The organism is Streptomyces sp. NPDC002209 (genome assembly GCF_042890265.1).
GTDB lineage: Bacteria > Actinomycetota > Actinomycetes > Streptomycetales > Streptomycetaceae > Streptomyces.
The window spans coordinates 229,138-249,846 of the sequence record NZ_JBIARX010000004.1; the positions used below are offsets into that span (position 1 = coordinate 229,138).

General features: G+C 72.1%; 15 protein-coding genes. 9 read left to right on the forward strand and 6 right to left on the reverse strand.

Going from position 1 to position 20,709, the window contains the following annotated elements; genetic code table 11:
* Positions 1 to 15: 15 nt before the first annotated feature.
* On the reverse strand, positions 16 to 279 hold the full coding sequence (locus tag ACFYXK_RS10490) for a hypothetical protein (protein WP_383516205.1): 264 nt from the start codon (positions 277 to 279) through the stop codon (positions 16 to 18).
* Between the two features lie 406 nt (positions 280 to 685).
* Entirely contained in the window at positions 686 to 889 is a 204-nt protein-coding gene (locus tag ACFYXK_RS10495) for a hypothetical protein (protein WP_389410747.1), read from the reverse strand.
* Positions 890 to 913: 24 nt separating this feature from the next.
* Between ACFYXK_RS10495 and ACFYXK_RS10500 the strand changes: the two genes are divergently transcribed.
* Positions 914 to 1,483 carry an amino acid permease gene (locus tag ACFYXK_RS10500; protein ID WP_389410748.1) on the forward strand — a complete coding sequence of 190 codons (570 nt, stop codon included), beginning with the start codon at positions 914 to 916 and terminating at the stop codon, positions 1,481 to 1,483.
* A gap of 43 nt (positions 1,484 to 1,526) precedes the next feature.
* Positions 1,527 to 6,296, forward strand: a complete 4,770-nt coding sequence (locus ACFYXK_RS10505) for a hypothetical protein (protein WP_389410749.1) — start codon at positions 1,527 to 1,529, stop codon at positions 6,294 to 6,296.
* 30 nt (positions 6,297 to 6,326) lie between these two features.
* Here ACFYXK_RS10505 and ACFYXK_RS10510 read toward each other — a convergent pair whose 3' ends face one another.
* The gene (locus tag ACFYXK_RS10510) at positions 6,327 to 6,992 is read right to left on the reverse strand and encodes a maleylpyruvate isomerase N-terminal domain-containing protein (protein ID WP_389410750.1); all 666 of its coding nucleotides are present in this window, start codon (positions 6,990 to 6,992) and stop codon (positions 6,327 to 6,329) included.
* A 417-nt stretch (positions 6,993 to 7,409) separates the two neighbouring features.
* Between ACFYXK_RS10510 and ACFYXK_RS10515 the strand changes: the two genes are divergently transcribed.
* From ACFYXK_RS10515 to ACFYXK_RS10525, 3 genes are all read left to right on the forward strand, one after another.
* Positions 7,410 to 7,856, forward strand: a complete 447-nt coding sequence (locus tag ACFYXK_RS10515) for a C40 family peptidase (protein ID WP_389410751.1) — start codon at positions 7,410 to 7,412, stop codon at positions 7,854 to 7,856.
* A 15-nt stretch (positions 7,857 to 7,871) separates the two neighbouring features.
* A complete protein-coding gene (locus ACFYXK_RS10520) occupies positions 7,872 to 8,420 on the forward strand; it encodes a DinB family protein (RefSeq protein WP_389410752.1) in 549 nt (182 codons plus the stop codon).
* Between the two features lie 61 nt (positions 8,421 to 8,481).
* Entirely contained in the window at positions 8,482 to 9,501 is a 1,020-nt protein-coding gene (locus ACFYXK_RS10525) for an alpha/beta hydrolase (RefSeq protein WP_389410753.1), read from the forward strand.
* Between the two features lie 18 nt (positions 9,502 to 9,519).
* On the opposite strand, the gene ACFYXK_RS10530 is transcribed toward ACFYXK_RS10525, so the two are convergent.
* A complete protein-coding gene (locus ACFYXK_RS10530) occupies positions 9,520 to 11,676 on the reverse strand; it encodes a trypsin-like serine peptidase (protein WP_389410754.1) in 2,157 nt (718 codons plus the stop codon).
* A 274-nt stretch (positions 11,677 to 11,950) separates the two neighbouring features.
* Between ACFYXK_RS10530 and ACFYXK_RS10535 the strand changes: the two genes are divergently transcribed.
* Positions 11,951 to 12,280, forward strand: coding sequence for a CU044_2847 family protein (locus ACFYXK_RS10535; protein ID WP_389410755.1), 330 nt, complete (start codon positions 11,951 to 11,953; stop codon positions 12,278 to 12,280).
* Positions 12,281 to 12,289: 9 nt separating this feature from the next.
* Here the strand turns inward: ACFYXK_RS10535 and ACFYXK_RS10540 are convergent, their stop codons facing one another.
* A complete protein-coding gene (locus ACFYXK_RS10540) occupies positions 12,290 to 12,850 on the reverse strand; it encodes a 2'-5' RNA ligase family protein (RefSeq protein ID WP_389410756.1) in 561 nt (186 codons plus the stop codon).
* Positions 12,851 to 12,861: 11 nt separating this feature from the next.
* Entirely contained in the window at positions 12,862 to 15,726 is a 2,865-nt protein-coding gene (locus ACFYXK_RS10545) for a peroxidase family protein (protein WP_389410757.1), read from the reverse strand.
* Between the two features lie 353 nt (positions 15,727 to 16,079).
* On the opposite strand from ACFYXK_RS10545, the gene ACFYXK_RS10550 reads away from it, so the two are divergent.
* The 3 genes from ACFYXK_RS10550 (at position 16,080) to ACFYXK_RS10560 (ending at position 20,703) form a co-directional block, all read left to right on the forward strand.
* A complete protein-coding gene (locus ACFYXK_RS10550; RefSeq protein WP_389410758.1) occupies positions 16,080 to 17,786 on the forward strand; it encodes a thiamine pyrophosphate-binding protein in 1,707 nt (568 codons plus the stop codon).
* Between the two features lie 41 nt (positions 17,787 to 17,827).
* Positions 17,828 to 19,213, forward strand: coding sequence for a hypothetical protein (locus ACFYXK_RS10555; protein WP_389410759.1), 1,386 nt, complete (start codon positions 17,828 to 17,830; stop codon positions 19,211 to 19,213).
* 143 nt (positions 19,214 to 19,356) lie between these two features.
* Positions 19,357 to 20,703, forward strand: a complete 1,347-nt coding sequence (locus ACFYXK_RS10560) for a ricin-type beta-trefoil lectin domain protein (RefSeq protein WP_389410760.1) — start codon at positions 19,357 to 19,359, stop codon at positions 20,701 to 20,703.
* Positions 20,704 to 20,709: the final 6 nt, after the last annotated feature.

Here is a 20,709-nt window from a genome sequence, read left to right on the forward strand (position 1 = left end):
GTGCGGGCGGTGCGGCTACGCCGTGGCCGGGGCCGGTGTGCGGGGCACGATGCGCATGCGGTCACCGTCGAACGACACCGTCTCGCCCGGCAGGATCAGCAGGCCGGATTCGCCTTCCTGGCAGGCCCGGCCGATGCGGCGGACCTGGACCGCCGGGCCCAGCACCCCGGCCATGAAGACGGTCGGGTCGACCTCCCACCCCCGGTCGTCCAGCCAGCGCTCCAGCGCCTCGCTGTCCGCACTTTCCGCTCCGCGCGGCCAGTCGTACGTGCTCGCCATGCCTACCCCCTGTAGCTGGTCGGATCACCGCGCCAGATGGTGCCACCCGCCTCCGACAACCGCACGGCAATACCGAGTCCCTCTACCCAGCGGTACAGGTGCAGCCCACGGGATCCATGGCGGGAGCCGGGGGCTGCTCTGGGGATCGAAGGCACAGCCCCGATCCGCCTTGAATCCGTCAACGCCCCCTGTGAGCGACACCACTGACGCTCCGAAAGGCGTCCGTTCGGGGCGAAGTCGCGTGCGTCGGCCGCCGCACGCGTGACGGAGGCGACAGGACGAGGAGACTGGTCACGGCCCTGCCGCTGCGTGCGGAGCCGGAGGGGGCCCGGAGAGGCGAGGTGGCCGACGTGGCGGAACCATCGGCGGACGTCGGGCGCGGCGGGGAGACCGCCGAGCTCGGGAGCTACCGGCAGGAGCTGAAGCGGACGCTCGGATCCTTCCAGGTGTTCGCGATCTCGTTCGCGTTCATCTCGGTGGCGGTCGGCATCTTCACGACGTACGACGACGTGCTCGTGGCCGCGGGGCCGGTCGGGATCTGGCTCTGGATCGTCGCGGCGGTGGGGCAGACCCTGGTGGCTCTGGTGGTCGCGCAGTTCGCGGCCCGCATCCCGCTCAGCGGCTCCTCCTGCCAATGGGCCTCGCCACGCCCGTCGGCTTCGACTCCGCGGCGAACCTGGCCGAGGAGGCCAAGGATCCCTTCCGCACCGCCCCGCGCGCGATCGTGGGGTCGGTCGTGGCCGCCGGGATCCTGGGCATGGTCTTCCTGATCACGCTCACCGTGGCGATCGAGGACGTCCCCCGGACCAGCCGCGACGGCTCTCCGGTCGCGGCGATCATGCGGAACCAGCTCGGTCCGGTGCTGCCCGGCGCCGCACTGATCGAGCTGATCACGGCATCGACGATCCTGCCGGCCGTCGTCTACGGCTCGACGATCGTCCTCCACCTGGCGGTGCGCAGACGGCTGGGCCGCAAGAAGGGCGCGTTCGACCTCGGGCGTTTCGAGCTGCCGGTCGCGATCTGTGCGCTGGTGTGGACGCTCGTCGCGCTGTGCGTGCTGGTGAGACCCGGGGAGGCGCTCGTCTCCGTCGTGATCGTGGTCGGACTGCTCCTCGTGGGCGGGCCGTTCTTCCTCGTCATGCTGATAGTCGACCGCGAGACGCCGGAGACCGAGCCTGGGGACGCGAGCACCTTCATGCACTGACGCGAAGGCTTCGCCGTCAGTCGGGCGTGCGAGGATCCGAAGCATGATCGTCTCGCTGGAACCCCTGCTTCCCACCACCGGCCCGCACGCTTCGACCACGTACGCCGACTGGGTCGCCGCGCACGACCCGGCCGCGGTCGACGTCGCGCGCGAGGTGATGGAGGGCATGCGCACCGAACTCGGCCGGTCCTGGACCAAGCCCGGCCGGTTCGTGGACACGATGGCGGCGCGGGCGCGGCGGCTGCCGCCGGCGCACCTGCCGTGGTTCTGGGACACCGTGGGGCACCGGTTGATCGGCTACGGGAGCCGGCCCGGCGGGCGGGCCTACGCCGCGGCGCGGGCGGCCGAGGCCGAGCACGGTCTCCCGGTGGATCCCGGATACCGCAGGGCCAATGCGCTCCTGTTCGCGGCGGGCGGGGCCATGCCGGCCAAGGAGTTCGGGGCCCATCAGCGGTTCCTCGCCGAGACCCTGGAGCCGGCCGCCGCGCACACGGCGCTCGAGGCGTTCCTGACCGCGTGGGCGGGATCGGCGGCGGACCTGCCGGCGGATCTGGTGCGGCGGGTGCGGGCCTCCGCCAAGGCCGCCGGGCACAGGGACGGGGAGATCGCGCGGATGGTGGGCGCGATCCTGTCGGTCACGCGGAAGAAGTCCGTGCCGGACGCACTGCTGGATGCCGCCGGTCCGATCCTGGCCGCCCATCCGCCGGCGGACGCGATCGCCGCGGGGCTGGTCGAGGTCTTCCCGGACGGGGTCACCGACGGCGGGGCCTGGCTGCGGATGCTGACCGGCTGCGGCGCGGCCGAGGCCATGGCGGCCGGTCGCGTGGTGCCGGAGGGCGGACTGCACCGCTGGGTGGGGCACTTCGTGCACATGTACCAGTACGCGAAGCAGTCCGGCGGCGGGGTCGCGCGTCAGCAGCTGCCGGTGGAATTCCTCGACCTGGTGGGCCGGTTGGGGCCGCGGCTGCGGTCGGAGGGCACTGCGGTGACGGTGCACACGACCCGGCACCACTACCAGGGCTTCGACGCGGACGTGCTGGACGCCTGTCTGGCGGCCGGGGTGGCGGTCGTGGACCCGGGCCCGGAGATGCGGATGCGCTTCTGGGCCGAGCGGTCCCGGCGGGACCTGTCCGCGCTGGCCGCCGACCCGGTGTTCGGCCCGCGTCTGGAGGGGACCGTACACGCGGACCTGCTGCCGCGGTGGTCGCCGCAGCGGCGCCCGGCCGGGTCGGCGGTGACGCTGCTGCCGGGCAACGAGGGCATCGCCCACGAGGTCGCGGGGCGGGTGGGCAAGCTCGTCGGCACCGTCGCGGGCGGCGGCATGGCCGGAGCCGAGGAGGCCGTGGCGGAGCTCGAGACGCTGCTGGACCGGCCCACGGTATCGGCGCTCGGCGGGATCTGCGACGCCCTCGCCGCGGCGGGAGCGGCGGGCGCGCTGCGGCGCTCGCTCGCGGCCGGTCTGCCGGAGGAACTGGCCTGGCCGGCCCTGGAGTCGGTGTACGCGCAGTTCGCGGCGGACGCCGGGCCCGAGGAGGCGGACGAGGTGCTGCCGGGGGTGGCGGGGGTGACCACGACCTGGCCGGTGCTGACGGTGTTCGGGCGGGACCGGGCGGTCGCCGTCGACCCGGACGGGGTACGGGGATCCTGCCGGTTCACGGTGCCCGACGGCGCGACCATGTACGCGGTCCACTACGTGGGCGGCTCCTTCCTGGTGAGCTGGACGGTCAGGCCCAGCCCGTACCACTGCGACACCGCCGTCTGGGCCGACGACCCCACGGAGCCGTTCACCCCGGACGAGCTGGGCGGGCTGGTGCCCTTCGGCGGCAGTCTGGACGGGGCGTACGGATTCCAGTTCGAGACCGCGGACGGGGGCGGGCGGCACGGCGGTCGGCGGGTCCTGCGTCCGGGCGGCACGGAGGGCATCGACCGGGACGAACTCCAGCTCGGCGACGGTGCCCGGATCTGGACCAACGCCGTGTTCGGGCGCCGGCCGTGGGAGCCGGTGGACCCGGTCACCGGGGAGCCGCAGGGCGCGGTCGCGCTGCCGGACTTCCCGGGCCGGCCCGCGAGCGCCGATCCGGCCGCCGAACCCTCCGAGGTCGGCATGACCCTGGCCGCGGAGGCCCTGCAACTGGCACCGCTGCCCACCTCTCTGGCCGGCTCCCCGCTGGGCAGCCGGGACGGACTGGTCGGGACCCGGGTGCTGTTCCGTACCCGGCACCGCGATCACGCGCCCGACCACTTCCTGGTGGAGAGCGTGGACGGGCGCACGGCCCGCTTCGACATCGACCGGCCGGGGCAGGAGCCTTGGGCCCTGTGGGCGCCGCCGGAGGGTGCGGTGGAGGACGTGGTCCTCGCCGAGGCGGAGACGCGGACGGGCGTGCGCGCGTACGCCGCCGACGGCGCCCTGCTGTGGGAGCTGGACGGGCACCACTCGCCCCGGCATCCGCGGGTGAAGCCGGTCCGGCGGGCCACCGCCTCGGGCGGTGTGGCGCTGCCCCCCGCGTTCTGGTACCTGCTGCGGACCCGGGACGCGGCCGGTTCCCGGGCGCTGCGGGTCGTGGGCCGGGAGACCGCGGACGCACTGCTGGCCGCTGCCTGTACCGGTGCGGAGGTGCTGCGTGCCGCCGTGGCCCGGGAGTTGCCGGAAGTGACCGACCCGGTGCTGGTCGGGGCGGTGGTGGCGGTGGCCGCCCGGGCCGCCCGGGTGGAGGAGCGCAGGCTCGCCCTGCACCGGCGGGTCACCCTGCTCTCCCAGGCACCGCCGGCCCTGCCGGGCCGGTCCGTGCCGGACACCGAGCTGCTGCCCGCCCTGTTCGGGCTGGTCTCGGGCGGGGACCGGGACCCGTGGCGACGGAGCCCGGCCGTGCCGTCGGCGGCGACGCTGACCGCGTTGGCCTCCGACGGCGCCTGCCTGGCGGGGACGCTCGTCGAGGAGGTGCGCCGGCTCTCGCCGCCGGCGCCGCCGCACGACTGGTCGCAGCTGATGGGCGGGATCGACGCCGCAGCGTGGCGGGCTGCCGTGGCACCGACCCCGGACGGGGACCGGGCCGCCCTGCTGGCGTTGCTGGACACCTGGGCCGACCAGCCGTTCGCCCGCGCGGGAACCCGGTGGTGGGTGGGCCGCGCGTCCGCCGAGCTCCTGGACGGGCTGCGCGAGGGCGGGATCGCGGTGGCGTCCGGCGCGGTGCGGACCGGCGGGTCGGAGTGCTGGTTCGTGGCGGCAGCCGCCGAGGATCCTGCGGGCGACCCGGTCCCGGCGGCGGTGGCGCAGGCGCGCTGCGTCCACGTGCGGAGGGACGACGCCGCCCGGCTGCAGGCCCTGGTCGCGGCGGTCGAGGCGCACGGGCCGGTCCCGGTGCCGGAGTCGGCGGCCGCGCGCTTCGCCGAACTGACGGGCGTACGACGGGCGGTGGCCCGGCTGGTGGTGTCGGGTCTGGTCGGCCGGCCGGACCGCGACGAGGACCGCGCCCTGGTCCGCAAGGCCCCGTACAAGGCCACGCCGATGACGGCCGAGTCCTACGACCGGCTGCGCGCGCAGCTCGGTGGCACGGGCCGGCGCGCCGTCCTGGCGGCGGCCCTGCCCGAGGATCCGGCCGAACTGTGGCGGCCCGGCGGGATCGGGGCGGCGGTGGAGCGGATGGCCGAGGTGTGGCGGGAGCGCATCGGGGTGCAGCCGGCCGTGCACGACGAGGCGGCCGACGCGCTGGAGGCCGAGCTCGAACTCCCCGAGGTGTGGGCCCGGCGGCTGGCGGGCGGGTACGGGGCCGCCGCGGACACGACCGTGGAAGCGGCCGGCTGGGAGCTGGCGGCGACCCCGTACGGCATCGGGGTCGAGGTCAGGGCCGTACCGCCGGCCGGGCCGGAGCTGCCCTACCGCACCCCGGTGGGCCTCTCGTGGCGGCAGATCGCGAGCGCGCTGGTGTGGGCGTGGACGGACCGGCCCGTCGGCGATCCGGCGGTGGCCGGCGCCACGGCCCTGTACGAGCGGCTGCGGTCCGAACTGGACCGTCCGGAGCTGCTGGTGGCGCTGCCCGGTGGGCGGGTCCAGGACACCTCGGCGAGGATCGCGGAGCGGTTCGGACCCGGGCGGCTCTCCGTGGCGATGGACGGCCGCAAGGAGGAGGGGCCGGTTCCGGTGACCGCGTACGACTCCGGGCCGCTGGTGGTGTGCGCGCCCGGCGGTGCCTCCTTCCTGCGGCCCGCGGCGGTGGCCGACCCGCAGGTGTGGCAGCGGGTCCTGGAGATCACCGATCTGGCCGAGGAGCTGGACCGGGTGGCGCCGCTGCTGACCGGCGGCGGGCTGGAGCGGATGATGCTCCGGGCCCGGTCGGGGGCGCTGCCGGCCGGCGCGTACGAGGCGGATCCGCGGCAGTCCTGCCCGGAGCTGGTCGCGCGGGCGGCGCGGCATCTGGGCACCGGCCCGGACGCGGCGGCGCTGTACCTCCAGCTGGCGACGCTGGCCGCACCCACCGACCGGAACGTACGGCGGTGGAACGGCTGGTCGGCCAGGCAGCATGCGCAGGCCCGGACGGAACTGCTCGGCACGGGCGCGGTGGTGGAGGCCAAGCGGGCGCGGGCGGGCCGGACCCTGTTCCTGCCCGGGGAGTGGACCGAGCTGAAGGCCCCGCACCTGCCCCTGGAGACCGCGAAGCTGGCGGCGCACGCGGTGCGCTCGCTGTGGCGCAACCAGATCCACAGCCCGTTCGGGCGGGTCCTGCCGACGGCACCGCTGCACGAGATGTTCGCGGCGGCCTGGGAGCGGGTCTGCGGCGGCGCGGCAGGCTGCGGCGAGGGAGGCGGTGACGGCTGAGGCCCGGCGGCGGTATGGCCCGTGCGCGGGTCAGCCGAGGACGAGCGGCAGTTTCGCGGCCAGTTCGGCCGGCCCGGCGAGTGCGGCCCGCTCCGCTTCGGTCGGGGCCCGGCGGCCGGTGCCGATCAGGAGGGCGTCCTTGTCGCTGAACGACGCGGGGAACGCGGCGCCGGCGATCTCCTCCAGCATGGCGCGGGCTCGAGCCGGCCCCTCCGGGGGCGGTTCCGCCGCGTCCGGAAGGTGCGCGATCAGGTCGAGGTGGCGCAGCGTCCATTCCAGGACGTACGCGCCGAGGTAGTCGCCCACGGTGAGGACCTCGCCGCGGGTGCTCACCCGTGCGCCGGGATCGGCGAGTTCCGCGGCGCGCCCGGCGGCGGAGCCGACGTCGTCGAGGTGGAACGTGAGCAGGCGCGGCTCCTCGTACGCGGCGGCCAGCCGGACGATCAGCGCGTCGAGCGGATCCTCGCCGGCCGGCGGCCGGTCCTCGACGTTCCAGTAGGTCACCGCGTCGACGGTCGGTTCCGTTTCGGCGGGGGTGGCGAGGGTGATCAGGACGTCCTGCGCGTCGATGACCAGATGGCACACGAGGTCCCGCACGAGCCAGCCCGTGCAGCCGGACGGCTGCTCGAAGGCCGTGTCCGGGAGCGCGGCGACCGCCGTGCGCAACGCCGTCCAGGAGCGTGAGAAGAGATCCACACCGGCACGGTAGTGCGGGGCCGCAATACCGGACAAGTCCGCACCTCTGCGTGTACTCACGGGCGGCGCTCAGCCGCTGGGGTGCGATGCCGGACAGGTCGGCCACCGCGGGCCGCGAGCCCGCCACCGTCGTACTCGGGGAGCCCGGACAGGCCGATCACGCAGGCACCGCCGTGGCGCTTCTCCGGAACATCATCCATAAGTACAAATTGGGATGATTTTACCCAACCGAGATGATTGAAGTCGTGTCCGGTGGTCGCAACTTCCGGCCCATCGGAGAAAACTGGTCCGCCATCGAGAGCCAATACGCATGTCACCGACGCAGAACCCCGCCCGGGGCTGTTTCAGCAAAGCAATGCGGAGGTATCACGATTGAGCTGCACCAGGACGGACAACCGAAAACCTGCGAACGGCCACATGCCGAACCGTCGCATCGCCGCGGTGTTCACGTTCTTCCTCATAATCTCGCTGGCCAGCTTCACCGGGCCCGCCGCCCAAGCCGAGGCGGCCTCACCGTACGGCGCCAAGGCCGTCGCAATTGCCGCCTCCAAGCGGGGTGCACCGTACGTCTACGGAGCGACGGGGCCGCGGGAATTCGATTGCTCGGGCCTCACGCTCTACGCCTTTAAGAAGGCCGGCCGGAAGCTTCCCCGTACGGCCGATGAACAATATGAACGTACGCGCCACATCCCACGCGTTCAGCGCGTGCCGGGCGACCTCGTCTTCTTCCCCGTAGGCGCGACCATAGGACATGTGGGAATCTACGCCGGTCACGACAAGATCTGGCACGCCCCACGGCCGGGCACGCGCGTCCGGCTCGAGCGCATCTGGAGCGGAAACGTCCGCTACACCCGTGCCACCTGAGCAGGAGGCAGAGCGATGACCGATGCACCCGTGCCCAAGCACTACGCACTCCGATGGAACGGCGACACCCGCACGGCTCCGCCCTCCATAGCGGGCGAGCGGGAAACGCTGAGTACGGTCCTGGACTGGCAGCGGGCCACCTTCGAGCTCAAGTGCGCCGGTCTGACCCCGGAGCAGCTGTCCGAGAGGGCCGTTCCGGCGTCCGCGCTGTCCCTGCACGGCCTGGTCCGGCACCTGGCCGGCGTCGAGCGCTGGTGGTTCCGCATCCAGTTCGCCCACGAGGACGTCCCGCTGCTCTACTACTCCGACGACGACCCCGACCAGGACTTCGAGAGCCTCGACGGTGACGTCGAGGAGGCCTTCGCCGTGTGGCGGGCGGAATGCGAGCGATCGCGGCAGATCACTGCCGCCGCAGCCTCGCTGGACGAGACGGGGATCCGCAAGAGGACCGGCGAGCCGATCTCACTGCGCAGGATCATGGTCGACATGATCGCGGAGTACGCCCGGCACAACGGTCATGCGGACCTCCTCCGCGAAGGCATCGACGGCGCGACCGGGATGTGACCTGGCAAGCTGTACCGGCCGGGATGCCGCCGGGCATCCCGGAGCCGAGGGAGGTACGTGCGTGGGTGTCGCCGGAGTGCCGTGGGAGCACGGCCCCGTCCCAGCGCCCCGGCATGCGCCTCCCTTCGACCCGGAGCTGGGCGCCGCGCTGGCCGCCAGGGGCGAGGGCGCGAAGGAGCCGGTCACCCTGGAGGGCCTTGCGGCCAGGCAGGAGCGCGACGCCGCGGCCCGGCCCAGGCCGACCGTTCGGGAGCTCCGGGCCGACGGCCGGTTCGAGGTGGAGGAGCTGCGTGCGCCGGGGCCCCGGGACGGGAGGGAGGTCACGCTCGTCAGTGCATGGCCCGCCGGGATCACCGGGCCGCTGCCGCTCCTGTACTACATGCACGGCGGCGGAATGATCATGGGCAACGCATGGTCCGTCCTTCCGCGGCTGCTGCGCGAATGGGCCCTCCCGCTGCGGCTCGCGGTCATATCCGTCGAGTACCGGCTGGCGCCGCAGGCGCAGTACCTCGAACCCGTGGAGGACTGCCATGCCGGACTCGTCTGGGCGGCTGACCACGCGGCCGGGCTGGGCCTCGACCCGGACCGCATCGTCGTCGGAGGCAAGAGCGCCGGCGGTGGACTCGCCGCAGCCCTCGCCCTGCTGACCCGCGACCGGGGCGGGCCGGATCCGATCGGCCAACTGCTCCTGAGCCCGATGCTCGACGACCGCAACAACACGCTGTCCGGCCACCAGATGGCCGGCCACGACCCCTGGGACCGGACCTCGAACGCGACCGCGTGGCAAGCCCTGCTGGGCGACCGGCACGGCGCCGGCGACGTTGCGCCCTATGCGGCCCCGGCTCGCGCCACGGATCTGTCAGGACTGCCCTTCGCCTACGTCGACGTCGGGTCGGCCGAGACCTTTCGGGACGAGGCCGTGGCCTATGCCGATGCGATCTGGCGATCCGGCGGCGAGGCCGAACTGCACGTATGGCCCGGCGCGTTCCACGGCTCCGACACGCTCGCACCGCGGGCGGCCCTCAGCCTGGAGGCCCGCGACACCCGTTCCCGCTGGCTGCGGCGGATCGTCGGACGCTGAGCCGTCCGGCCGACTTCGTCAGGTACGGCTGATCCCGTGCCCGATCTCCGCGGCGACCTCGGCATGGGCGAGGTACTCCTCGATGCTGTGCGCCCGGCCGTTCGCGTTCTCCACGGCCATGTCGGTGAGCTTGCCCCAGGTCTCCCCCAGCGGACAGCCCAGCGCGACCGTGTCGGTGGGGCACCAGGCATTGACCCAACGACGCACTCTGGCCGACAGGTTGGGCCCCGGAGGCAGCAGCCGGCTGTACACCGTGTCCAGCCCCAGCGGGCTGCCGGTGCTGACGAGCAGTGAGACGTCCAGCCGCTCCGGGAGCCGGTGGACGAGGTCCATCCCGACGACCGTGCCGAGGCTGTGGGTGACCAGGACGATTTCACCGGAGGACGGCAGGGTGTCCAGCACGCTGGTCAGGACTGCCTCGCGGACGGCCCGGTCGTCCAGGTACGCGTCGACGTCGCGAAACCGGGTGGCGATGGCCAGCGCGTCCATGTCGGTCGTGGCGGCCAGCCAGCTGACCGCCTGGCGCAGACGTCCGGCCAGCATGCTCCCGATGCTTTCGTCGGTCGTGGCGCCGTCCTGCGGCATGCCCGCTTGCGCCGCCGCCTCCAGCAGGAGCTGCTCGTACAGTCCCGTCGTCGACTCGGCGGCGAAGGCCTCCGCTGCCGAGTGGCCGTTCAGCTCCTCGAACGGGCCGGAGGGGGAGACGGACTCATGGCCCCCGGCGCTCTCCCTGCGCTTGATGGCCTCGATGATCCTGTCCGCGTAGAAGGGGAACCACACGTCCGCCGGGTCGACGGTGGGGAGACCGGCGCGGGTGAGTCCGTGGTTCAGGCCCGCCGTCCAGCCACGGCGGAGCTCCTCGGGTTCGTGTACCTGCTGGCTGCGGCCGTGGAGGAAGACCAGGTGCCGTCCGCCTGCGGAGGGAGCGCCGCGGGCGGTCAGGCCGCTGCGGATCACTGCGGTTCCGCCCGGGGCGGCCGCCTCGTGGGGGAAGCCCGCGGCGGGGAGCGGGGACGGGGCCTCCACCACCGGGGCCGGGATCGGGGCGGAGATCGGGGCAGGGACCGGAGCGGGGACGGGCGCGGCGACGGGGACGGGCGCGGCGAAGGGAACGGCGACGGCGGGACCCTGCTGGAGGCCGGACTCCGGCCCCATCTCCGCCAGCAGCGCACTCTGCGCGGGTTCCGGTGGCAGCGCGGCGAGGTGCTTGAGGATCGAGCTGACGCGCGCGCCCTCGTTCGCGATGTAGTCGATGGCGTCGTCAGGGTCGCCGGGGCGGGCGATGCCGCCGTTCTTGAGCAGCCTGTTGCCCTGGGCGTCCTCCCTCGCCACACCGCTGTGGTGGAGGGCCACGACCTCCCACTGGTCGTTGAAGACCGGTGAGCCGGAGTTCCCGCGCTCGGTGTCGGTCGTGTAGTGGAGGAACTCGGGCAGGCGGTCCTGGACGGTGTTGTCCCTGAAGGCGACCTCCTTGAACCGGCCCCCGGGGTGGCCGATGACGTTCACCCGTTCGCCCAGGAGCACCTTGCCCTGCTGGATGCTCAGCCGGTTCCAGCCGAAGATCTCACCCGGGAGGCGCCCGTCGGCTGCCGGGGCGACCGCCACCAGTGCGAAGTCGAGGTGCTTGTCCATGACGAAGAAGGCCGCAGGATCGAGTGCGAAGCGGACGGCCGCGTCGGGAGTGTTGTCGACGGTGTTCTGGACGTTGAACTCGATGAAGCAGCGCTGGCTGAACGCCTCGTGGAGCAGGACGTGCTGGTTGGTCATCAGCAGGCGGGGCGAGACCATGAAGCCGGTGCCGTGCGGCTGCTCGCGGCCCTCGGTGCGGACGGAGATCCGGGCGACGGTGGCGGCGGCGCGGGCGCCCCGCGGCAGGAAGCTCCACGGCTGGGACTCGTTGGCGATGTTGATGATGCGCTCGTTGGCGTCGGCCTCGGTGAGTGCCGCCGCGCGAACGCCGTCCACCAGGGCCGAGGGCGGGACCCCGCCCCTGTCGATGAGCCGGCCGGCCCGGGCGGCCATGTGCTCGGCCGAGTCCGGGAACCGCGTGCCTTCGGCCTGTCGCTCTTCCACGGTGCGGCGCGTGCCGCTCGCGTCGCGATAGCGCCGGTTCGCCGCAGCCTGCTGCCGTTCGAGGGCGTCGTGTGCTTCGTCCATCCCCGGCAGCTCAGCCATGGGGTCCACCGTTCCGTCGTCGAAGAGGTCACCTTCCAGGGAGCAGCCGTGGGGCCGCGGCCGCAACAAGTGCGGGGCCACTTGAGTCGTCCCGTCGTGAGTCGTCCCGTCGCTGACGCGATCCCCGCCCCCGCCCCGTCCCGTACGGGGTGCGGACCGGAGGGTGTCTCATGCGTACGGTCCACCCCGGATGCGGCACCTGCCGGAACCCGGCCATGCTGACCGGGACCCCACAGCCGGCGGTCCCCGGCGCGCAGCAGGCGGAGGAGGAGTCTTGGCATCTCTGGCTCGGATTCCGTTGGACGGCGGGGGCAGCCTTCTGATCGAGGCCCCGCCCGGCTTGGCGGGACCGGTGAAGGCCGGTCTCCTCAGTGACGCCATTCACGATCTGCCGGGCAGCCTGCAGGAGGCGCTGGAGCCGATCACGGCGGCGGCGCGCGCCACCCTGGAGCAGCTGCGCAAGGCCCGCCCCGATGCGATCACCGTCGAGTTCGGCGTCGACCTCGCGGTCCAGGCCGGGGCCGTGATCACCAAGACCGGAGCCAACTGCCACTTGAAGGTGACGGTCCAGTGGCAGAACAAGGGCCCGTCCTCGACGAAGTGACCGGCGCGCTCACCGGTCGGGCCCGGAGTGCCGGTGGACGGAGCCCGTGCCCAGGGTGATCGTGACGCGGGGCCGCATCGGCTCGTCGCCGCGGCGCGAGAGCAGCACGATCTCCTCGACCCGGGCCGACATGGTGCCCAGCCGGGCGGCGCACTCCTCGGCCAGACGCCGCGGCTCGTGGGTGCGGCCCAGGGACAGGTGCGGTGTGAAGGTCGGGAATTGTCCGCCGCAGAGCGGGAACGGCTCCGTCAGGGCGCCCTGGAGCGCTGTCCAGGGGGCGAGGCCGGCCGCGGCCGGGTCGAGCCACACGGTGGCGTAGGCGCGGTGCCGGAAGGCACGCACCCCGCTCAGCCGGATCGCGAACGGCTCCGTTTCCGCGGCGGCAGCGGCCAGCAGTGGGGCTGCCGCCGGAAAGTCGGCCTCCGGTACGAAGCCGAAGACCAGGTTCACATGGGGCGGCCAGCGGCGGATCTGGGGGTCGTGCACCTCACGGATGCTCTGGATGACGGGCCACAGCCCGGACGGGGGCAGCCACACCACGGCGGTCCGTGGTGTGGGAGCCACCTCCATCACTGCGCTGATCAGGCGCCGCCTCCGTCGGAGGGGCCGCGCACCGGGGCCGGGCGCCAGGGTGCGAATGCGCTCGCCGTGCGCGGCAGCAGGCCCGCCAGCTCGGGGCAGTGCCGCAGGACGATGCTCGTCATGCCGTTGCGTTCGATCCAGTCCATGCCCAGCGGGGTGTAGACCTCGGGCCGGAAGTCGACGGTGAGGAAGCGGTCGCTCTGCAGCCGGCGGCTGGCCATCAGGATGAAGATGCGGAAGGCCGTGTCGCTGAAGCCGAAGCCCTGGGGCGGATTCTCGGCGAACAGCCCGACCATGGTGTCGATCTCGTCCACGTCACGGTAGACCTCCTTCAGCCGGCCGACCGTGTCCGGATCGCCGGAGAGGTCCTCGAAGCGGCGCAGGCGCGGCTTGTGCAGACCGGCCCGGAAGTCGTTGTACCGCGGCACACCGCGCCGCCGGGTGCGCACCAGGTCGACCACCGACAGGTCGATCACCTCGCCGTCCCGCTCGAACGCCTGGAGGGCACGGGGGTAGTTGTGCAGGGTGATCGCGCCGGGGTGGGCGATGCCGAGTGAGTACAGCGAGTTGGCCAGCCCGGTCTTGCGGATGAGCGGTTCCGCGGCGGTGCCCTGCAGGTCGTTGAACCCGAGGGTGTCGATTCTCCGGCCGAGCCGGTGGTCCACGATCTCGAAGTCGTCCGGGAGCAGCGGGTGCATGCGGTAGACGGTGACGAAGTCCTCGGTGAGGGAGTACGGCGCGGCGTGGTGGTCCGGCAGGGTCTTCGGGATGCCGGTCAGCGAGTGGGCCTCGAACAGCCACAGTCCGAGCTGGGTGAGCCAGTTCTTGGGCGGCCCCTGCCAGTTGGTCTTCAGCCCGATGTCGATCGTCTCGGTGGCGAGGATGGCGGGTGTCCACTCGACCGTGTGGATCTTGGCGATGAGGGCGGAGACGACGAGTCGCGCCGTGTGGTAGATGCGGTCCTCGTCCAGCTGCGGGTACTCCTGCCGCAGCGCCTCGCACACGGCGTTGTGCTCCCGGGCGAAGAGGGTGTGCATGGCGCTCAGGCCGAGCCACCAGCTCTCCGAAAAGCCGGTGAGGGGGAATCCGTTCGGGCTGAAGGGCAGGTGCCCGTCCTCCAGGCGCAGCGCGGCTCCGCCGTCCGGCTCGCGCAGGGACGTTCCGGCGTCCTTGGTCCCGCCGTAGACCTCCGAGCCGTCCCACCAGTGCGAGGCCGCGTTGCCGAACAGGATGGGCGGCGCTTCGCCGTCGGCGGCGCCGAGGCTCTCGTTCTCGGCGAAGCGCATCACCGTCTCGGGCCGTCCGCCGGGGGTGTTGCTCCAGGTGACACCGGGCGGGAGCGGCACCTCGACGCTCTTGGTACCGGTCGGGTAGCGCTTGTGGTTGACCCAGTCGTGCACCTGGAACTGGATCCATGCGGCGGCCAGGATGTTCAGCGACCGTGCGGGGACGAACGCGTCGCGCCGGAGCAGCTCCCTGCTGACGGTGACCGGGTTGGGCGTGTCGAACAGGTCGGGCCGGTAGACGGGTGGGAGGTTGCGGCCGAAGGCCGATCCGACAGCGCCCATCCTCGGCGCGGACAGGTCGTTGTAGGTGCCGTCGTAGCTCCGTGCGATCCGCAGCTGCTCGTCGACGGGTGGCGGCACCGGCCCGGCCTTGGGCGGAGCCTCGTGGATCTCGGTGTCGATGAGGTTGTGCCGGCGCAGTGCCTGCCGCAGCGTCACGAGGTTGAGCAGGCCGAGCCGGGTGGGCAGCCGGTGCCAGGGGACGAACCGGTTGAGGGCCTGGAAGGCGGCGTCCAGCGGCACGCCCAGCACGGCGTTGCGGTGCGGCTCGGTGGTGAGGAAGCGGTGGCCCAGCCGGTGGGCGCTGCTGGCCTCGTAGGCCGCCTTGCGGGCACGGTTGAGGTTGCCCAGGGGCCGGAACTCGTCCGTGGTGTTCCACGGATTGAAGACCAGCTGGTCGACCCGCACCGCGGCGGCCCGCGCCTGGGCGCTGTCGATGTCCTGGCGCGGGATCGTCAGCGTCGCCACCCGGACGACGGGCGCATCCGCCTCCGTCCACTCGGTCGCACCGTCCTCGATGGGCGTCCGGCGGGCGTCCACGTAGCGCTGGACGTACAGCTCGAAGACGACGTCCGCCTCCCTCAGGCGCCGGGCGAGCTCGTGGTGCAGGTGGTCCGGGTCGGCAGGGGAAGGGCTCGGGGCCGGTGACGCGTTCGCGGCGGGACGCAACTGATAGCGCACGGGCCCGTGATCGCCCCACAGGACGGCCCCGCGGCTCCAGTACGTCTCGAGCGCCAGGCTGTGTACGGTGCGGCTCGTTCCGGCGCGTACGTTGCGCCGCATGCGCGCAGCCGTGGACCAGCCGACCGCGAGGGGCAGGGTGACGAACAGCCCGGTTGCCTTGCGGAGCGTCGTGTCGGCACCTGCCATGGCCTTGGCGAATTCGACGAACTCGCGTGCGTTGCGTGCGTGGGAGACCGGGTAGCTCGTCATGAGAAGGTCGTGGGCCTCGTCCGGTCCCACCTCGATGCGCAATGCCGCTCCGCGCAGGTCGGGGGTGTGGTCGGGCATGCGGGAGCCGTTCGCATTGGACAGCCGGACGGTGACCGGGTATTCGGCCGCAGGCCTCGCGAAGCCGGCCCGCAGGTCCTGGGGCAGGTCCTCGGCGAACGCCAGTCGGGCGTTCTCCACGCCGAGGACGGCCTTCGCGTGGAACGCCCGCTCGATGCCCGCGGCGCCGCTGCGCTTCCTGGCCTTGAGCTGGACCTTCATGAGCTCACGGGCGAGCCGCTCGAAGACGAGGCGTTCCGCTTCGGGGTTGCCGCCCACGTAGCGCTCGTACTGCCCGATCTCGTCCATCTGTGCCCCTTCGCGAAGGCGCCACCCCTCGTCGTCCGGACGCGTCGGTACCAGCGATGACGAGGCGACGTTGAACGGCTGCCCGTGACGTGGCTGCGGGCATCTTCGTCACACGCAGCAACTTTGACCCATTCGAGGGGATACGTCGCGCGGAGCAATGCAGACGGGTACATCGGGGCCTCGGGCTGCCCGTCGCACTGCGTTGCCGGCCATGGGCCCCATCACCCGAACGGACCAGTGCAATCGGCCCGACCGGGTCTGCGCGGGGAGACTGATACGCAGGATGGCGGCACAGCACGGCATCGGATCGTCGTCCTCGCCCGGTGCGGCAGGGCACGGCTGAGGGAGTGCCGATGAGAGTCTACGAGGCCATCGTCAAGGGGCTGGAAGGCATCGGGGTCCGGGCCGCGTTCGGCGGTGCCGGAGAGAACGCCGCCGGTTTGATGCTGGCGCTCAAGCATTCCCGGCAGATCCGACCGGTCATCACGCGGCACGAGCAGGCAGCGTCCTTCATGGCCTGTGGTTACGCGATGTACACGCATCAGCTGGGCTTCTGTTTCGCGACGGCCGGGCCCGGTGCGTTCAACCTGTTCTCCGGGCTGGCCGTGGCGATGTCCGACTCCTACCCGGTCCTCGCCGTCTCGGGATACGCGTCGATGAAATGGCAGGGGTGGGGTTCGCTCAACGAGACCTCGGGCCTGAACCGCACGCCCGACTCCCGGGCCATGTTCGCGGCCACCACGAAGAAGTCCTTCCTCCTCACCGACGCCGCCGACACGTGCGACGTCCTCGAGGAAGCGGTCAACACCGCGTTCGAGGGCCGACCCGGGCCGGTGCACATCCACGTGCCCGAGAACCTCACCGAGCGCGGCATCGACGTCACGGACTTCCGGCACATACGGCTCGACGTCAAGCCGGTCGTGCCCGATCCGGCACGCGTGGAGGAGATCGCCTGCGTACTGGCCGAGGCCCTCACCGCGCGGAAGCGGATCGTGGCGCTCGTCGGCTTCGGCGCCGTCCGCAGCGGAGCCGGAGCGGAGGTCAAGCGGCTGATCGAGCGGTTCCAGATTCCGCTGCTGACCACGCTCGACGGCAAGGGCATCGTGTCCGAGGGACACCCGCTCTCGGTGGGCGTCTTCGCCGACAGCGGCCACTCCAGTGCGTGGAAGGCCTTCCGCGAGGCGGACGTCGTGCTGTGCATCGGCAACTCCCTCAACCAGCACGCCACGTTCAACTACCGCGAGGACCTCTTCGAGAACAAGGTGCTCATCCATGTGAACATCTCCGAGGCCGAATTCCACAAGGCCTACCGCCCCGACCACGCACTGTTGTCCGACGCCCGCCTGGCGGTGGCGGCGCTCGTCGAGGCGCTGGAGGGGAAGGTCGGCGAGGTCCCGACGGCCGACGTCGACGGCCGGGACTACGAGGCCCGGCACATCACCCACCTGACGGGGCACATCCACCCCGGAGAGCTCGCCCAGGCGATCGGCCGGATGCTGCCCCCACAGGCCGTTCTGCTCGCCGACGCGGGCGCCCACCTGGCCTGGCTCGGCTACTACGTGGAGCTCGAAGAGGGGCAGCACTTCCGCAAGGCCGGCTCGTTCGGACCGATGGCCGGCCATGTCAACGGCGCCATCGGCCTGAAGGTCGCGCATCCGGAGCGGACGGTCGTCGTCGGCTGCGGCGACGGATGCTACTCGCTGTCCGGGTTCGAGCTGATGACCGCCGTCGAGAACGAGATCCCCGTCATCTGGGTCATCTTCGACGACCGGGAGTTCAAGCTGATCAAACTCTTCCAGCTGACCACCTACGGGGAGACGGGCCTGGTCGAGTTCCAGAACCCGGACTTCGCCGCCTACGCGCAGGCGTGCGGCGCCGACGGCCACCGCGTCGAGACGCTGGAGGAGTTCGAGAAGGCGTTCCGTGCGGCGCTGGCCTCCGGCCGGCCCACCGTCATCGACGCCAGGATCACGCGGTGGGCCGTCCCGCACTACAGCCCTTCGCCCGACGGCGTCATCGCCGGTCTGGTCGAGACCCTCGAAGCGCGTCTGCGCGACTGACCGCCGGCCGGCTCGGCCGCCACCGGGAAGGGGCAGGGAGCATGACAGACCTGAGGAACACCGACCGCCACACCGGGCTCGACGCCCTCATGAACCGCCCGCTGATCACGTCGATCTGGCGCCGCCGCACCCACCGGGTCAGCCGCGGAAGCTCCGTCGAAGCCGGCTCGATGAGCTGGTCCTCCACCGAGGCGCGCGCACCGCTGACGGAGCTGGAGGAAGCGGTGCTCATCTCCATGACGGGGTGCACCGGCCTCACCATGCCGGACCGCCCCTTCGCCGATCCCCGGAACGGCAAGCCGATCATGGCCAAGCCGAACCTCAACATGGCGGGGCGGACCGCGGGCAGCCCCGACAACGCCCAGGGCACCCACTTCTTCCTGATCAACGACACCGGCACGTACTTCCTGCGCAAGCTGCCTCCCCCCACCGACGGCTCGCAGGCGACCTTCGACGCTCAGACCCTGTGCGCACGCGCCGCCGAGGCGAAGGTGCAGCTGCTCGACCACCGCATCGACGTACCGGACGGGAAGCGCGACTTCCCCGCCTACCTCGACTCCAACCGGTTCCTCTCGAACCTGCCGGGCACCACCGTCCTGTTCCCCGTGGTGGACCTGTCGCGGCAGTACATCAACGGCATGATGTACCTGCTCACGCAGCCCGAGGGGGCACGGCCGGCCATCGTCGACGACCGGAACCTCTACCGTTCGGCGGGCGTGGGCAAGTGGGTCGCGTCGGGGTTCCTGAACAAGGACATCAAGCTCCCGCTGGGCGCCATCTGGGCGATGCGCACGCAGATCGAGGCCGACCTGCTGCTGCAGAACATCATGCTCACCGCCGACGCCATGGGGCTCGGGGCCTGGATCCATGCCTCGCTCGCCCCGCCGATCCTGCTGGGCGACCCGAAGTTCCGCCCCGCGTACGGCCCGATGCTCGGCTTCGACTGGACCACGCCCCGGTGGCGGCCGGCCGACCTCCTGCGCTGGCAGGTGCCGCTGCCGCGCTATTCCTCGCTGCGGGCGACCGCCGTCGGCCTGCGCCACAACGGGGAGCACCTGATCAAGGCGATGTGCCCGCCGAACTACGCCACCATGAACGACGCGGTCGACGCAGTCGTGGCGGACAAGTTCGGGCCGCGCGGCATCTACACCGACGAGGGCCTGTTCGAGCGCATCTACCGGGGCGAGTTCGGCGCCCGGTACCTGCGCGAGGCCAGCAACTACTCGGCCGACGTCATCGCCTGCACGCGCGACATCTGCACGTACATCCACGAGACCCACGGGCGGTTCCCCGCACACTGCGACACGATCCACGTCCCGGGGGTCTGGCTGCAGGCCCACCACGTCGAGACCGGCTACTACGAGCGGTTCTTCCGCGACGGCCTGACCGAGGCCCACCAGCTGCACGATCGGCAATGGCACGGCTGATCTCCCGCCGAACCGGCCGGCCACATCGACGCTGCGCAGCACGCGGCAACTCCCCCGCCCCATGGCGCCCTTCGCGCGTTCCCTATCATCTGTTCGACTCCCGGGCGGCCGATCCGTCGGCTCGTGCAGCGGGAGCGGTCACGATGAAGGGCAACGGGGACGTGGGATTCACCGCCAGATATCGCATACCTCTGATCGGGGCATGTGCCGTCGCGGCCGTCGTGGGCGGGCTGCAGTTGTCCTCCACGGCCTTCGGCACCGAGGACACCGGCGCCGAGCCGGTGGTCGCGGAGACGGCAGCGCCGCCCGCGGTCGAGGACGCACCCGACGCCCACACCGAAGACGCCGATTCCGTCGTCTCCTCCAGCGACAACACCGTGTTCGGCAACGGTGTCATGAAGATCGACGCGGGCCGCACCGCCGCGGTGGCGCGGGTGGCGGCGGCCGCTCCCCCGCAGGGCGAGGGGTGGAAGCTCTCCGGGGCGACGAAGTGGCTGGCCTCCGGCTACACGATCAAGTTCTACGACCAGAAGTCCGCCGACTGGCTGGCCCCTTACGCAAAGGCTTCGGCGGCGGACCTCCAGCGCATCACGAACCTTCCCGTCACCGTCGACACCCGGCCCGTGGGATGGGACTACGCCCGCGCGAAGGGCGAGGTGGTCATCGGGGTGCTGCACCGGCCGTGCGTACCGCCGGCGGGCGAGGGCAGCATGGGCAGCACCGGATGGAAGGTGGTCCGCGACGGATCCGGCAGCGCGACCCTGAGCTGCGGGTTCACCAGCTCGTCCGTGCCGGAGACGGTGACCAGCGGCCACGCGTACATCGACGACGAATTCTTCACCGCGGACGGCAAGCCCACCGCGGCCATGGGCGAGAGCATCATGCGCAACCACGTCAGCCACGAGATCGGCCACACGCTGGGCCTGACCCACGCGAACCGCAGCCTGACCAAGGGCGACTGCGTCAAGGGCAGCGATTCCGGCGAGTTCCCCGTCATGTGCACGCCCACGTACGCGTACCTGGACAAGCGGGCGGGCACGTACGTCCAGCAGTTCGACGTACAGGGGCTGCGCCTTCTCGCAGCCGGCGCCGGTGCCGCGCTGTCCCCCCAGGGCAAGGTGGTCGGCCTGGCCGGCAAGTGCCTCGACGTCAAGGGCGGCAAGGCGGCCAACGGCACGCAGATCCAGCTCTACACGTGCAACGGCGGCCCGGCGCAGTCCTGGATCCTGGGCAAGGACGGCACGTTCCGCGCGTTCGGCAAGTGCCTCGACAACGCGCGCAACGCGAACACCAACGGCAACAAGATCTCGCTCTACGACTGCAACGGGACGCCGGCCCAGCGCTGGTCGGTCAACGCCAAGGGCCAGATCGTGCACACCGCGTCGGGGAAGGTGCTGGACGTCACCGGCGGCGCGACCGCCAACAGCACCCCGGTGCAGCTGTACACGGCCAACACCAACAAGCGGCAGGTCTGGGTGACTCCCAAGTAGCCGCGC

Bases quoted from the DNA above. Each gene is read 5' to 3' on its own strand.
- ACFYXK_RS10490 (WP_383516205.1), bottom strand. From the start codon at position 279: ATGGCGAGCACGTACGACTGGCCGCGCGGAGCGGAAAGTGCGGACAGC.
- ACFYXK_RS10500 (WP_389410748.1), top strand. From the start codon at position 914: ATGGGCCTCGCCACGCCCGTCGGCTTCGACTCCGCGGCGAACCTGGCC.
- ACFYXK_RS10515 (WP_389410751.1), top strand. From the start codon at position 7,410: ATGCCGAACCGTCGCATCGCCGCGGTGTTCACGTTCTTCCTCATAATC.
- ACFYXK_RS10545 (WP_389410757.1), bottom strand. From the start codon at position 15,726: ATGGACGAGATCGGGCAGTACGAGCGCTACGTGGGCGGCAACCCCGAA.
- ACFYXK_RS10560 (WP_389410760.1), top strand. From the start codon at position 19,357: ATGAAGGGCAACGGGGACGTGGGATTCACCGCCAGATATCGCATACCT.
- ACFYXK_RS10520 (WP_389410752.1), top strand. From the start codon at position 7,872: ATGACCGATGCACCCGTGCCCAAGCACTACGCACTCCGATGGAACGGC.
- ACFYXK_RS10530 (WP_389410754.1), bottom strand. From the start codon at position 11,676: ATGGCTGAGCTGCCGGGGATGGACGAAGCACACGACGCCCTCGAACGG.
- ACFYXK_RS10550 (WP_389410758.1), top strand. From the start codon at position 16,080: ATGAGAGTCTACGAGGCCATCGTCAAGGGGCTGGAAGGCATCGGGGTC.
- ACFYXK_RS10555 (WP_389410759.1), top strand. From the start codon at position 17,828: ATGACAGACCTGAGGAACACCGACCGCCACACCGGGCTCGACGCCCTC.
- ACFYXK_RS10495 (WP_389410747.1), bottom strand. From the start codon at position 889: ATGCGGGCCGCGAACTGCGCGACCACCAGAGCCACCAGGGTCTGCCCC.
- ACFYXK_RS10540 (WP_389410756.1), bottom strand. From the start codon at position 12,850: ATGGAGGTGGCTCCCACACCACGGACCGCCGTGGTGTGGCTGCCCCCG.
- ACFYXK_RS10505 (WP_389410749.1), top strand. From the start codon at position 1,527: ATGATCGTCTCGCTGGAACCCCTGCTTCCCACCACCGGCCCGCACGCT.